This is a genomic window from Dyella jiangningensis, from assembly GCF_003264855.1.
Taxonomy (GTDB): Bacteria; Pseudomonadota; Gammaproteobacteria; order Xanthomonadales; family Rhodanobacteraceae; genus Dyella; species Dyella jiangningensis_C.
On the sequence record NZ_NFZS01000005.1, the window covers coordinates 240,086 to 253,210 of the forward strand.

6 protein-coding genes are annotated in these 13,125 nt (G+C 65.9%); 1 reads left to right on the forward strand and 5 read right to left on the reverse strand.

All coding sequences use genetic code 11. The features are described 5' to 3' along the window. Positions 1-127: 127 nt before the first annotated feature. Positions 128-1,072 (forward strand): aldo/keto reductase, encoded by a 945-nt coding sequence (locus tag CA260_RS19020; protein WP_111984640.1) that lies wholly within the window; start codon positions 128-130, stop codon positions 1,070-1,072. A 94-nt stretch (positions 1,073-1,166) separates the two neighbouring features. On the opposite strand, the gene CA260_RS19025 is transcribed toward CA260_RS19020, so the two are convergent. From CA260_RS19025 to CA260_RS19045, 5 genes are all read right to left on the reverse strand, one after another. Then, positions 1,167-2,240 (reverse strand): TraB/GumN family protein, encoded by a 1,074-nt coding sequence (locus tag CA260_RS19025; protein WP_111984641.1) that lies wholly within the window; start codon positions 2,238-2,240, stop codon positions 1,167-1,169. A gap of 75 nt (positions 2,241-2,315) precedes the next feature. Further along, entirely contained in the window at positions 2,316-3,533 is a 1,218-nt protein-coding gene (chrA, locus tag CA260_RS19030) for a chromate efflux transporter (protein ID WP_111984642.1), read from the reverse strand. A gap of 209 nt (positions 3,534-3,742) precedes the next feature. After that, positions 3,743-5,971, reverse strand: coding sequence for an NADP-dependent isocitrate dehydrogenase (locus CA260_RS19035; protein ID WP_111984643.1), 2,229 nt, complete (start codon positions 5,969-5,971; stop codon positions 3,743-3,745). 292 nt (positions 5,972-6,263) lie between these two features. Further along, entirely contained in the window at positions 6,264-9,389 is a 3,126-nt protein-coding gene (locus CA260_RS19040; RefSeq protein ID WP_111984644.1) for an efflux RND transporter permease subunit, read from the reverse strand. Between the two features lie 368 nt (positions 9,390-9,757). Beyond that, entirely contained in the window at positions 9,758-12,994 is a 3,237-nt protein-coding gene (locus CA260_RS19045; protein ID WP_111984645.1) for an efflux RND transporter permease subunit, read from the reverse strand. Positions 12,995-13,125 lie beyond the last annotated feature (131 nt).

Below are 13,125 nucleotides of genomic sequence, written 5' to 3' on the forward strand. Positions count from 1 at the left end.
TTCCTCCGCTGTGGGCGCTGCCGCGCGCTCGCCCCGGCGTCACGAAGGCGGCGCGTATACTCCGGCATCTTGAGCTTTCGAGTATGCACGAAAGCTCGTCCCCCGTTCATCGCATGGGAGCCCCTCCATGAATTTTCGTCCCCTCGGCCGCTCATCGCTGTCGGTCGCGCCGCTCGCTTTCGGCGGCAACGTCTTTGGCTGGAGTGTCGACGAGCAGCGTTCGTTCGAGTTGCTGGATGCCTTCGTCGACGCCGGCTTCAACCTCATCGATACCGCGGACGTCTATTCGGCGTGGGTGCCCGGCAACCGGGGCGGCGAATCGGAAACCATCATCGGCAAGTGGCTCAAGCGCAGCGGCAAGCGCGACAAGGTGGTGATCGCCACCAAGGTGGCGAAGTGGGCCGAACACCCGGGCCTCTCGCCGATCAACATCAACCAGGCGGTGGAGGGCTCGCTCCAGCGCCTGCAGACCGATTACATCGACCTGTACCAGGCGCACGAGGACGACGCCACGGTGCCGCTGCACGAAACGCTGGGCGCGTTCGGCAGGCTGATCGAGCAAGGCAAGGTGCGCGTGATCGGCGCTTCCAACTACATCGCCGACCGCTTCGCCGAAGCCTTGAAAGTGTCGGCCGAATACCGCCTGCCACGCTACGAAACGCTGCAGCCCGAGTACAACCTGGTGAGCCGCAAGGGCTACGAGAAGGCGCTGGAGCCGCTGGTGGTGTCCGAAGGCATCGGCGTCATCAATTACTACGCGTTGGCCAGCGGCTTCCTCAGCGGCAAGTACCGCAGCGAGGACGATCTGGCCAAGAGCGCGGCGCGTGGCGGTTCGGTGCGCAAATACCTCGATGCGCAAGGTCTTGGCGTGCTCGCCGCTTTGGATACGGTGGCCAAGGCACACAGCGCGACGCCTGCGCAGGTGGCGCTGGCATGGCTGATCGCACGTCCTAGCGTCACGGCGCCCATCGCGAGCGCGACGAGCATTCCTCAGCTCAAGGAGTTGTTTGGCGCGGTGAACCTGCAGCTAGGCAAGGAAGAGATTGCGCTGCTGGATCAGGCGAGTGCCTGATGGAGATGTTGAGGCGGGTTGGATCGCGCACTGGGTGCGCTCCTAAAAAAAGCGTTCCCTGTAGGAGCGCACCCAGTGCGCGATTCCCGCTTCCTCAGGGCTGCGCCGGCGCCATACCTTCCGCGTCGCTGCCATCCGGCGCTTCCACCTGGTAACCCTGCGCCTTCAGCCGTGCCACCAGTCCGCGCGGCGACAGCAGCTCCTCCATCGGCAGCATCGCGAAGGTCTGTGCGTTGGTGTTCAACGCCTGCTCGGCGGCCTCCATCCAGATGCCTTCGGCCTTCTGCTTCACGTCGCTGAAACCCAGCTGCTTGGCGAAACCCGCTTCCGTCACGGCAGCGATGCAGGCTTCGCGCTGGTCGTTCATCGGCAGGCTGCGCAGCAGGTCGATGTCGCCGGTGGCCCAGGCGTTGGCGCGCTCGGTGATGCGGCCGAGGTCGCGTTCCACCGTATCCAGCGTGCGGCCGAAGCATTCGCGGTCATCCATCGGCGAGGACTTGAACGTCTTCACCGCGTCGCGCGGCTGCTCCACCAGCAGGGTGTAGCGCGCGGTCACGAACTTCACGTTGTGCTTCTTGGCGAGGCTGCGCACGGTGTCCTTCACGCCGCCGGACGCCGTCATGCCGTGACGCTTGATGGCCTTGTCGTACAACTCCACCGCCGCGAAGATCGGCCGCCATGCCTCGATGCCGCGGTCGCTGCCGATGTACTGCTGCTTGAGCGTCAGCCAGCGCGCGTAATCGGGCGCCGGCACCAGCTGTTGCAGCTTTTGCCCATCGGGGTTCTTGCGCGCGCCGATCAATGAGGGCAGCAGGAACAGCTTGCCGAAGAAGTTGGTCTTGGGCTTCAGCGCGATCGACGGCGGTCCGAGCACTTCCTGGGAACTGGCGATGGTCTGCTCCACGTCGTCCGTCTTCCACTGCATGCGGTCGGGCAGCGGCGACAGCGTGCCGAGTACCCACATCACGTGATCGCCCTTGCTGATGCGCCACAGCCCCGGCCCCGGCTGCTCGCCGCTGACCGTCACCGCTTCGAGGTTGGTGACCTGCGACGTGGATGCGGCTGATGCCGGCGCATTCTGAGCGCTGGCAGGCCAGGCAACGACCAGCGTGAAGATGGCGGCACCGAGGAGGCGACAGCCCTGCTGACGAAGAACAATGGGGTCCATCGAATGGTTTCCTTGCTTGGGGCCGCCTTGTGACCGCCGCGGATCAGCGCGGTTCCGCGCGCCTCCCGCCTTTGTTCAGTGAACCCAGGCGTGACCTGCCAACGCCGCGGCCACGCACCACAGCACCGCCACCCATGCCGGCTGGCGCGCGACCACCAGCATCAGGAAGCCGCACGCGGCGATGAATACATCCGCCCAGCCGTGCACCGTACCGGTCCAGACCGGATTGTAGAACGCGGCCGCCAACAGGCCGACCACCGCGGCATTGATGGCCGCCACCACGCGTACTGCCTCCGGTCGCGCGGAAAGCCGTTGCCAGAATGGCAGCACGCCGCTCAACAGCAGGAAGCCCGGGAGGAAGATCGCCAGCAAGGCCACCGCCGCACCCGCGACGCCGCCCTCTCCGCCGAACATCCGGCTGCCCAGGTACGCCGCCAGCGAGAACATCGGACCCGGCATCGCCTGGGCCGCGCCATAACCCGCGAGGAAGCTGCCTTCATCGATCCATCCGGGCACGACCAAGGCCTGGCGCAGCCACGGCAGCACCACGTGTCCGCCGCCGAAGACCAGCGCACCGGCGCGATAGAACGCCGCGCCAATCCGCAGCAACGGATGGCCTCCTGACGCGACGCCGAAAGCCAGCAACAGCAGTACGCCATAACAAGCGAGCAGGACGAATGCCGCGCGACGGCCGTAGCCGGGTGAAGGCGCCACATCGCGGCGGGGCGATACGCCATGGCATACCCATGGCGACAACAGCGCCGCGACGACGATCACGAGCAATGGCATCCACGCCGAGGGCTGCCACAGCAACACCACGGCGGCGCTGATCGCCAGCAGGCGTCGCGGCGTGTCGGTAGCCAGCGATCGCCACATGCCGAGCACGCCCTGCGCCACGACAACCACCGCCACGAGTTTCAAGCCGTGCAGCAGCGACTGTCCCCACGGACCGCTGAGGTAAGGTGCCCACCACGCGAAGGCGAACATCAGCATGGCCGATGGCAAGGTGAAGCCGGCAAACGCCGCGAGCGCGCCACGCCAACCCGCACGCTGCAACCCGATGGCGAAACCCAGCTGGCTGCTCGCCGGCCCGGGCAGGAACTGGCAGAGCGCCAGCAGCTGCGAAAAATGCGCGTCGTCCAGCCAGCGCCGTTGTTCGACGAACGTGCGGCGGAAATAGCCCAGATGCGCGATGGGACCGCCGAACGAACGCAGCCCGAGCGAGAGGAAGGCGAGGAAGACTTCGCCCACGCGCTGCGGTGGTATTTCGATGTCGTTCGACGATGTGCCCATGCGGCGCAGCCTAGCGCAGTGATGCGACAGGTGGACGCATCGCCAGCTCCCTTTGTAGGAGCGCACCCAGTGCGCGAAAAGCCAACGGAGCGGTGACGCCGTGGTGCAAATCGCGCACTGGGTGCGCTCCTACAAAGAGCCCAACCGCTCGAACAGAAAGAAGGCCGCTTTCGCGGCCTTCTCTCATCAACGTTGCTGCTTCCCGTCCATCAGCCCAGCGACGCCAGCGCGTCGTTGAAGGTCTTGCTCGGGCGCATCGCCTTGCTGATCAGATCGAGGTTCGGGTGGTAGTAGCCCTGGATGTCCACCGTCTTGCCCTGTGCACCGTTCAACTCGCCGACGATCTTGGCTTCGTTCTCGGTCAGCACCTTGGCGAGCGGCGCGAACTTCGCCTTGAGCTTGGCGTCATCGTTCTGCTCGGCCAGCGCCTGTGCCCAGTACATGGCGAGGTAGAAGTGGCTGCCGCGGTTGTCCAGTTCACCGACCTTGCGGGCGGGCGACTTGTTGTTGTCGAGGATCTTGCCGTTGGCCTGGTCCAGCGTCTTGGCCAGCACGCGCGCATCGGCGTTGTCGTAGCGGTTGGCGAGGTGCTCCAGCGAGGCAGCGATGGCGAGGAATTCGCCCAGCGAATCCCAGCGCAGGAAGCCTTCCTCGACGAACTGCTGCACGTGCTTCGGCGCCGAACCGCCCGCGCCCGTTTCGAACATGCCGCCGCCCGCCATCAGCGGCACGATCGACAGCATCTTCGCGCTGGTGCCGAGCTCCATGATCGGGAACAGGTCGGTCAGGTAGTCGCGCAGCACGTTGCCGGTGACCGAGATCGTGTCCTGGCCCTTGCGGATGCGCTCCAGCGAGTGGCGCGTGGCATCCACCGGCGAGAGGATGCGGATGTCCAGGCCGGTGAGGTCTTGGTCCTTGAGGTAGCGCTCGACCTTGGCGATGACCTGCTTGTCGTGCGCACGGTTGGTGTCGAGCCAGAACACCGCCGGCGTATTGCTGAGGCGCGCACGCGTGACGGCGAGCTTCACCCAGTCCTGGATCGGCGCGTCCTTCGTCTGGCACATGCGCCAGATGTCGCCCGACTCGACCGCATGCTCGAGCAGCACGTTGCCCGCTTCGTCGATCACGCGCACGACACCGTCGGCCGGGATCTGGAAGGTCTTGTCGTGCGAACCGTATTCCTCGGCCGCCTGCGCCATCAGGCCGACGTTCGGCACGCTGCCCATCGTGACCGGATCGAACGCGCCGTGCGCCTTGCAGTCCTCGATCACCACCTGGTACACGCCGGCGTAGCTGCGGTCGGGGATCACCGCCTTGGTGTCCTGCAACTTGCCTTCGGCGTTCCACATCTTGCCGGAGTCGCGGATCATCGCCGGCATCGATGCGTCGACGATCACGTCGCTCGGCACGTGCAGGTTGGTGATGCCCTTGTCGGAATTCACCATCGCCACGGCGGGACGCTGGGTGTACTCGGCCTTGATGTCGGCCAGGATCGCGTCCTGGGTCGCCTGCGGCAGCGAGCCGAGGCGCGCATACAGGTCGCCGATGCCGTTGTTCGGCTCGAAGCCCACGCTCTTCAGCGTGTCGGCGTGCTTGGCCAGCACGTCCTTGTAGAACTCGTTCACCACCACGCCGAACATGATGGGGTCGGACACCTTCATCATGGTGGCCTTCAGGTGCAGCGAGAACAGCACGCCCTGGCTTTTGGCGTCCTCGATCTGCGCATCGATGAAGGCGGCCAGCGCCTTGCGGCTCATCACGGCGGCGTCGATGATCTCGCCGTCCTTCAGCGAGGTCTTTTCCTTGAGCACCTTGCTGCTGCCGTCCTTGCCGAACCACTCGATCCTGACATTGGTGGCCTTGGCGACGACAGTGGACTTCTCGCTGCCGTAGAAGTCACCGCCGTCCATGTGCGCGACGTGCGCCTTCGAATCGCGACTCCATGCGCCCATCTTGTGGGGGTGCTTGCGTGCGTAGTTCTTCACCGACAGCGGCGCACGGCGATCGGAGTTGCCTTCGCGCAGCACCGGGTTTACCGCGCTGCCCTTCACCTTGTCGTAGCGCGCCTTGACGTTCCACTCGCTGACGTCCTTCGGGTCTTCCGGATAGTCCGGCAGCGCGTAACCCTGCGACTGCAGCTCCTTGATCGCGGCCTTCAGCTGCGGCACCGACGCGCTGATGTTCGGCAGCTTGATGATGTTCGCATCGGGCGTAGTCGCCAGCTGGCCCAGTTCGGCCAGGTCGTCGGCGATCTTCCTGTCGTCGGGGAGGATGTCCGGGAACTGGGCGATGATGCGGCCGGCCAGCGAGATGTCGCGCGTTTCAACGGCGACGCCCGCGGTGGCGGTAAAGGCTTTGACGATCGGCAGCAGCGACTGCGTGGCGAGGTACGGCGCTTCGTCCGTGAGCGTGTAGATGATCTTCGGCGTGTTCGACATGGTTGCAATGACCTCGCTGGCATGACCTGGGTGGCGGGCGCCGAGGCGCCCCGCGCGGACGCAAATTTCGCCCTGGGCAGTCGACATGGGGTCGGAAGCCGGGGACGAAAGCCCCTCATTGTCACGATTTCGCCCAAACGGGGAAAGCGCGCAGGCCCACGATGCGCGAAGGTATGGAGATTCAGGGCCTTACGATTTTCTGTAGGAGCGCACCCAGTGCGCGATCGCGGCGTGGCGGAGTCACCGCTCCGTCGGCTTTTCGCGCACTGGGTGCGCTCCTACAGTGGTGCCTTTAGACCGCCTCGCCCGCCGGCAACCGCTTGGGCTGGCGACGCCTTGCGCGCCAGGCGCTGAAGCGGTCGGCGAGGCACGAGAAGATCACGTAGAGCGCCGGCGTGCTCAGCAGCGTCAGGCTCTGCGAGATGATCAGGCCGCCGATCAGCGCGATACCGAGCGGACGGCGCAGGTCGGAACCTTCGCCCAGGCCTACGGCAATCGGCACCGCGGCGAGGATGGCCACCATGGTGGTCATCATGATCGGGCGGAAGCGCACCATGCAGGCCTCGTAGGCCGCATCGAACGCGTTGAGCCCGCGCTCGCGGCGCGCCACCAGCGCGAAGTCGATCATCATGATCGCGTTCTTCTTCACGATACCGATCAGCAGGACGAGCGCGATCTGCGCGATCACCGAAAGCTCGGTGTCGGTGATCCACAGCGCGAGCAGCGCACCCACGCCCGCGGCGGGCAGCGTGGAGAGGATGGTCACCGGATGGATCAGGCTTTCGTACAACATGCCGAGCACGATGTAGACCACCACCACCGCGCCGAGCAGCAGCCACAGCATGCCGCTCTGCGACTGCTGGAAGCGGCGGAAGTCGCCGCCGATGTTGATGCGGATGTCGCCCGGCAAACGCATCTGCTTGCCGGTGGCCTGGATGATCTCCAACGCCTCGCCCATGCTCACGCCCGGTGCGAGGTTGAAGCTCATGCTCATCACCGTGTACTGGTTTTCATGCGTGATCTGGGTGGGCGCGACGCCCGCCTCCTGGTGCGCGAAGGCGGTAAGCGGCACCATCGCGCCGCTGTTGCTCTTCACGTACACCGCGTTGATCGCCGCAGGCGTGGCGGTCTGGTTCGGCAAGGCGTTGACCACCACCTTGTACTGGTTGAGGTCCGAGTAGATCGTGCTGATCTGGCGCTGGCCGAACGCGTTGTACAGCGCGCCGTCGATGGTGCCGATGCCCACGCCCAGGCGCGCGGCCTTGTCGCGGTCGATCACGATGTTCTGCTGCAGGCCGGCGTCGTCGATGTCGCTGCCCACGTCCTTGAGCTTGGGGTTCTTCTTCAGCTCCGCCACCAGCTTGGGCAGCCACTGCTGCAGCTCGTCGGAATTGTCGCCCTGCAGCGACACCTGGTATTGCGCGCCCTGACTGGAACCGCCACCGCCGAAGCTCGGCAGGTCCTGGATCGGCCGCAGGCGCACATTGAGGTCGGGATAGCGCGCGGCCTTGGCGCTGAGGCGGCCGAGCACGGTGAAGGTGTCGTCCTTGCGCCCCTGCGCGTGCGTCTTCAGCTCGATGTCGAACGTGCCGGATGCACCCTGGCGGCTGCTGCCCAGGCGCGAACCCACGCGGGCCACGTCGTGGTCCTTGAGCAGCATGTTGATCAGGCGCTGCTGGCGTTCACGCGCATCCTGGAACGACACCGTCGCACCCGAGGTCGCGCGCCCGCGGATCAGACCCGTGTCCTGCGCCGGGAACAGCCCGGTCTTCACCATGCCGAACAGGAACACCGTCGCCACGATCAGCGCCAGCGGCGTCAGCGAGAACGCCAGCGCGTGCTTCAACGAGAACTTCAATGCGCGCGAATAGAGCCCGATGAGGCCTTCCTGGAACTTGTCCAGCGCCACGCCGACGCGCGTGGTCGGCCGCTCCGAATCGTGGCCGACCAGGAACTGGCCGCACAGCGAGGTGGTGAGCGTGAGCGAAACCAGCGCCGAGACGATGATCGCCGCCACCAGCGTAATGGTGAATTCCTTGAAGAACAGGCCGGTGATGCCACCCATGAACAGCAGCGGGATGAACACGGCCACCAGCGAGGCGGTGATCGAGACGATGGTGAAGCCGATTTCCTTCGCACCGGCGAGCGCCGCATCCATGCGCGTCATGCCCTGGTCGATGTGCCGCACGATGTTCTCGATCACCACGATGGCGTCGTCGACCACGAAGCCGATCGCGATCACCAGCGCGAGCAGGGTCAGGTTGTTGAGCGTGAAGCCGAGGATGTACATCACGATGGCCGCGCCCGCGAGGGACAACGGCACCGCGGCGGTGGCGATCAAGGTGGGTGCGAGGCGACGCAGGAACAGCGCCATGGTCAACATCACCATCGCCAGGCTGATCAGCAGCGTCGCCTGCACTTCATGCAGCGAAGCGCGGATGGTCGGCGTGCCATCGAAGTATGGCGTGAGCGTGGTGCCGGGCTGCAGGTAGTCGCGCAGCAGCGGCACGGCGGCCTTCACGCGGTCCACGGTGCCGATGATGTTGGCATTGGATTGCCGGTACACGTACATCAGCACGGCGGGTTTGCCCTGGAACCACGCGGCCTGGTAAGCGTCCTGCGTGCCGTCGTACACCTTGGCCACGTCGGAGAGACGGATCGGAACGCCCTTGTTGGAGGCGATCACCAGGCTGGCGAAGTCCTCTGCGGTGTGCAGCGAATCGTTCGCGGTCACCGACATGACGGTCTTGCCGTCGGACAGGAAGCCCTGCGGCGAGGTGACGTTGGCGGCGGTGAGCGCATTGCGCAGCTGGTCCGGCGAGAGACCCAGCGCGTTGAGCTGGCGCAGGTTCACGTCGACGCGGATGGCCGGCGTCGCGGCGCCCAGGATGTCCACTTCCGACACGCCCTCGATCTGGCGAAGTCGTTGCGCGAGCAGCGAATCGGCGACGTCGTAGAGGTCGCGCGCGGACTGCGTGTCCGAGGTCAGCGCGAAGGCGATGATCGGGTCGTCGTTGGGGTTGGCCTTCTGGTAACTCGGCGGTGCATTGAGGCCGGTAGGCAGGTCGGACTGCGCCGCATTGATGGCGGCCTGAACGTCACGCGCGGCGGCGTCGAGGTCGCGGCCCGCGTTGAACATCAGGAACACGAAGGTGCTGCCCAGCGAGCTGGACGAGCGCATGGTATCGATGCCCGCCACCTGGCCCAGGTGGCGTTCCAGCGGCGCGGCCACGGTGGATGCCATGGTGCCCGCGCTGGCGCCCGCCTGGCTGGCCTGCACGAAGATCACCGGGAAGGTCATGTTCGGCAACGCCGCCACGCCCAGCAGCACGTAGCAGATCAAGCCGACCGCGAAGACACCCATCGCCAGCAGTGACGTGCCGATGGGGCGGCGGATGAAGGGACCGGAAATGTTCATGCCATCAACAAGCCAGGGAAGTCGCTCGGATCAAGGAGCTGTTCGGACAGCGCCGCGGGGGCGCGCGGAATGGACGTATATACCGCACAACGTCTACACAACGCATGACGGGTGGATTGGTTGAACCGCGCAGTCTTTTCTGTAGGAGCGCACCCAGTGCGCGAAAAGCCGACGAAGCGTTGATGCAGCAACCCGCATCTTCCCGAGAGCGGCATATCGCGACGTTCATGCAAGACCTGATCGCGCACTGGGTGCGCTCCTACAGAAAGCGCCGCTACCGGAAACGCCGAAAGGGGCGCGCCGTTCCGGCCGCGCCCCTTCGGGGGTTTGCATGGGGGCCCGGGTCATCCCGGGCCCGGTCGTTCGCGTCACATCGCTCCCCGCGTCTGGGCCTTGGCAAGTGCGCGCTGTTCGCGGCGCTCGCGCAGCCAGTCGGAGAAACGTTCCATGTAGAGGTAGATCACCGGCGTGGTGTACAGCGTGACCAGCTGCGAGAGCAGCAGGCCGCCCACGATGGACACGCCCAGCGGACGACGCAGTTCCGCGCCGATGCCGTTGCCCAATGCCAGCGGCAGTGCGCCGAGCATGGCGGCCGCCGTGGTCATCATGATCGGGCGGAAGCGCAGCAGGCACGCGCGGCGGATCGCTTCGTGCGGTTTCATGCCCTCGCGCTGCGCCTCGATGGCGAAGTCGATCATCATGATCGCGTTCTTCTTCACGATACCGATCAAGAGCACGATACCCACGATGCCATCCACCGACAGGCTCATCCCGCAGAGGATTAGCGCGAGCAGTGCACCGACGCCGGCCGGCGGCAGCGTGGAGATGATGGTCAGCGGGTGGATGTAGCTCTCGTACAGCACGCCCAGCACGATGTAGATCACCACGATCGAGGCGATCAGCAGCAGCACTTCATTGGTCAGCGAGGTGGAGAACTCCGCCGCCTTGCCGATGAACTGGCCACGCACCTGCGGCGGGAAGTTCAGGTTCTGCTCCACATCGTGGATCGCCTTCACCGCTTCGGACAGCGAGTAGCCCGGTGCGAGGTTGAAGGAGATGGTCACCGCCGGCAGCTGCTGCTGATGGCTCACCACCAGCGGTGCGTTGGTCACTTCGGACGTGGCCAGCGAGGCCAGCGGAATGGTGCCGCCCGCGCCGATCACCACGCCGGTGTTGGCCACGCCAAGGCCGGTCGAGGTCGAGGAATTGCTCGACGCCACCTGGCCGAAGCTGGTCGCATTGCTGCCGGTCAGCGCGCCGCTGCCGTTGCTCTTCACCGTGAGCTGGTTGAGCAGCGCGGTGCTGGAACGGAACTGCGGCGCCACCTCCAGCACCACGCGGTACTGGTTGAGCTGGGTGAAGATGGTCGAGATCTGGCGCTGGCCGAACGAGTCGTACAGCGTGTCGTCGATGGTCTGCACCGGCACGCCGAGGCGGCTGGCCTTCTCGCGGTCGATGGTGAGCTTGAGCGAGGTGCCCTGGTCGGCGAGGTTGTTGTCCACGTCAGCCAGTTCCGCACGCTCGCGCAGTGCCTGCGTCATCTGCGTGGCGTACTTGGAGAGCTCCTCGGAACTCACGTCGGACATCGAGTACTGGTACTCGGTGGCCGCCACGCGGCTGTCCAGCGTCACGTCCTGCACGGGCTTCAAGTACAGCGCCACGCCCGGAATGTCGGCCGCTTCCTGCTGCAGGCGCTTGACCACTTCGTCGAGGCCGTCGCGGTCGCCGCGGTCCTTCAGCACGATGCTGAGCTGGCCCTGGTTGAGCGTCGGGTTGATGGAACCCGCACCGATGAAGGCGGCCACGCCGGTCACCGCCTTGTCACGCCGCAGCGCTTCGGCCACGGCCTTGGTGCGCTGTTCCATCTGCGGGAAGGCCACGTTCTGGTCCGCCGCGACGACGCCGGTGATGAGGCCGGTGTCCTGCTCGGGCAGCAGGCCCTTGGGAATGATGATGTAGAGGAAGATGGTGACCGCGACGGTGGCGCCGGCGATCAGCACGGTGAAGCGCTGGTGGCCGAGCACCCAGTCCAGCGAACTCTCGTACACGCCGACCAGGCGCGACCACCAGGTCTTCTTGCCGGCGGCGGCGTGGCGCTCGTGCGCGTCGTCGCCTTCGGGCAACGCATCGGGCTTGAGCAGGTAGGCGCACATCATCGGCGTCAGCGTCAACGACACCAGCATCGAGATCGCCACCGCGATGGTCAGCACCCAGGCGAACTCGTGGAACAGGCGACCGGTGACGCCGGGCATCAGCAGCAGCGGCAGGAATACGGCGATCAGCGACACGGTCAGCGACAGCACCGTGAAGCCGATTTCCTTCGCGCCGATCTCGGCCGCTTCCTTGCCGTCCTTGCCCTGCTCGATGTAGCGCACGATGTTCTCGATCATCACGATCGCGTCGTCGACCACGAAGCCGGTCGCGACGGTCAGCGCCATCAGCGAGAGGTTGTCCAGCGAGATGCCGGTGAAGGCCATCACGCCGAACGTGCCCATCAGCGAGAGCGGCACCGCGACCGACGGGATCACCGTGGCCCACAGGCGGCGCAGGAACACGAAGATCACCGCCACCACCAGGCAGATGGTGAGGATCAGGGTGAACTGCACGTCCTCCACCGAGGCGCGGATGGTGATGGTGCGGTCGGCGAACACGTCCAGATGGACGTCCGCCGGCAGCACGGCCTGCAGCTGCGGCAGGATGTTGCGGATCTGCTGCACCGTCTGCACGATGTTCGCGCCCGGCTGGCGACGGATGTCGAGCAGCACCGCGGGCTTGCCGTTGGCCCAGGCGGCGAGCTGGTCGTTCTCCACGCCATCGACCACGTTCGCCACGTCGGACAGGCGCACCGGCGCGTTGTTCTTGTACGAGATGATGGTGTTCTTGTATTCGGCCGCATCGACCAGCTGGTCGTTGGTGCCGATGCTGTAGGACTGCGTCGCGCCGTTGAGCGTGCCCTTGGGCGCGTTGACGTTGGCCTCGGTGAGCGCGCTGCGCACGTCCTCCATGGTGAGGCCGAGGTTTGCCAGCTGCGACGGATTCACCTGCACGCGCACCGCGGGGCGCACGTTGCCGGCGATCGACACCAGGCCCACGCCCTGCACCTGCGACAGCTTCTGCGCGAGGATCGAGTCGGCGTAGTTGTTCACTTCGCGCAGTGGCAGGCTGTCCGAAGTGAGCTTGAGCGTGATGATCGGCGCGTCGGCCGGGTTAACGCGGTTGTACACCGGCGGATACGGCAGGGTTGCCGGCAGCGTGCCGCGCGCCTGGTTGATGGCCGCCTGCACGTCCTGCGCCGCGATGTCGATGTCACGATCCATCGCGAACTGCAGCACGATGGTGGACAGGCCCGCCGACGAGTCGGAGGTCATCATGGTGAGGCCGGAGATCTGGCCGAAGTTGCGCTCCAGCGGCGTGGTGACCAGCGACGCCATGGTGGACGCGCTCGCACCCGGATACTGCGTGGTGACCACCAGGCTGGGTGCGTCGATCTCGGGCAGCGCCGACACCGGCAGCTCGCGATAGCCGAGGATGCCGAGCAGCAGCACCGCCACCATCAGCAGCGATGTAGCGATCGGTCGGCGAATGAAGAGTGTGGAGAAGCCCATGGGTTAGCCGTCGATGTGTGTGGCGAGCGCCAATCCCGCGGCGCCTCGTGTTGTTGCTGCAGGGGTCAGGGACGCATGGCAGGCGCGCATGCCTGCGCCGCCCTGCCACCGGGACGACTGGCGATCGCGCT

Excerpts from the sequence above, each read along its gene's own strand:
- CA260_RS19045 (WP_111984645.1), bottom strand. The coding sequence starts at position 12,994 with ATGGGCTTCTCCACACTCTTCATTCGCCGACCGATCGCTACATCGCTG.
- CA260_RS19025 (WP_111984641.1), bottom strand. The coding sequence starts at position 2,240 with ATGGACCCCATTGTTCTTCGTCAGCAGGGCTGTCGCCTCCTCGGTGCC.
- chrA (WP_111984642.1), bottom strand. The coding sequence starts at position 3,533 with ATGGGCACATCGTCGAACGACATCGAAATACCACCGCAGCGCGTGGGC.
- CA260_RS19020 (WP_111984640.1), top strand. The coding sequence starts at position 128 with ATGAATTTTCGTCCCCTCGGCCGCTCATCGCTGTCGGTCGCGCCGCTC.
- CA260_RS19040 (WP_111984644.1), bottom strand. The coding sequence starts at position 9,389 with ATGAACATTTCCGGTCCCTTCATCCGCCGCCCCATCGGCACGTCACTG.
- CA260_RS19035 (WP_111984643.1), bottom strand. The coding sequence starts at position 5,971 with ATGTCGAACACGCCGAAGATCATCTACACGCTCACGGACGAAGCGCCG.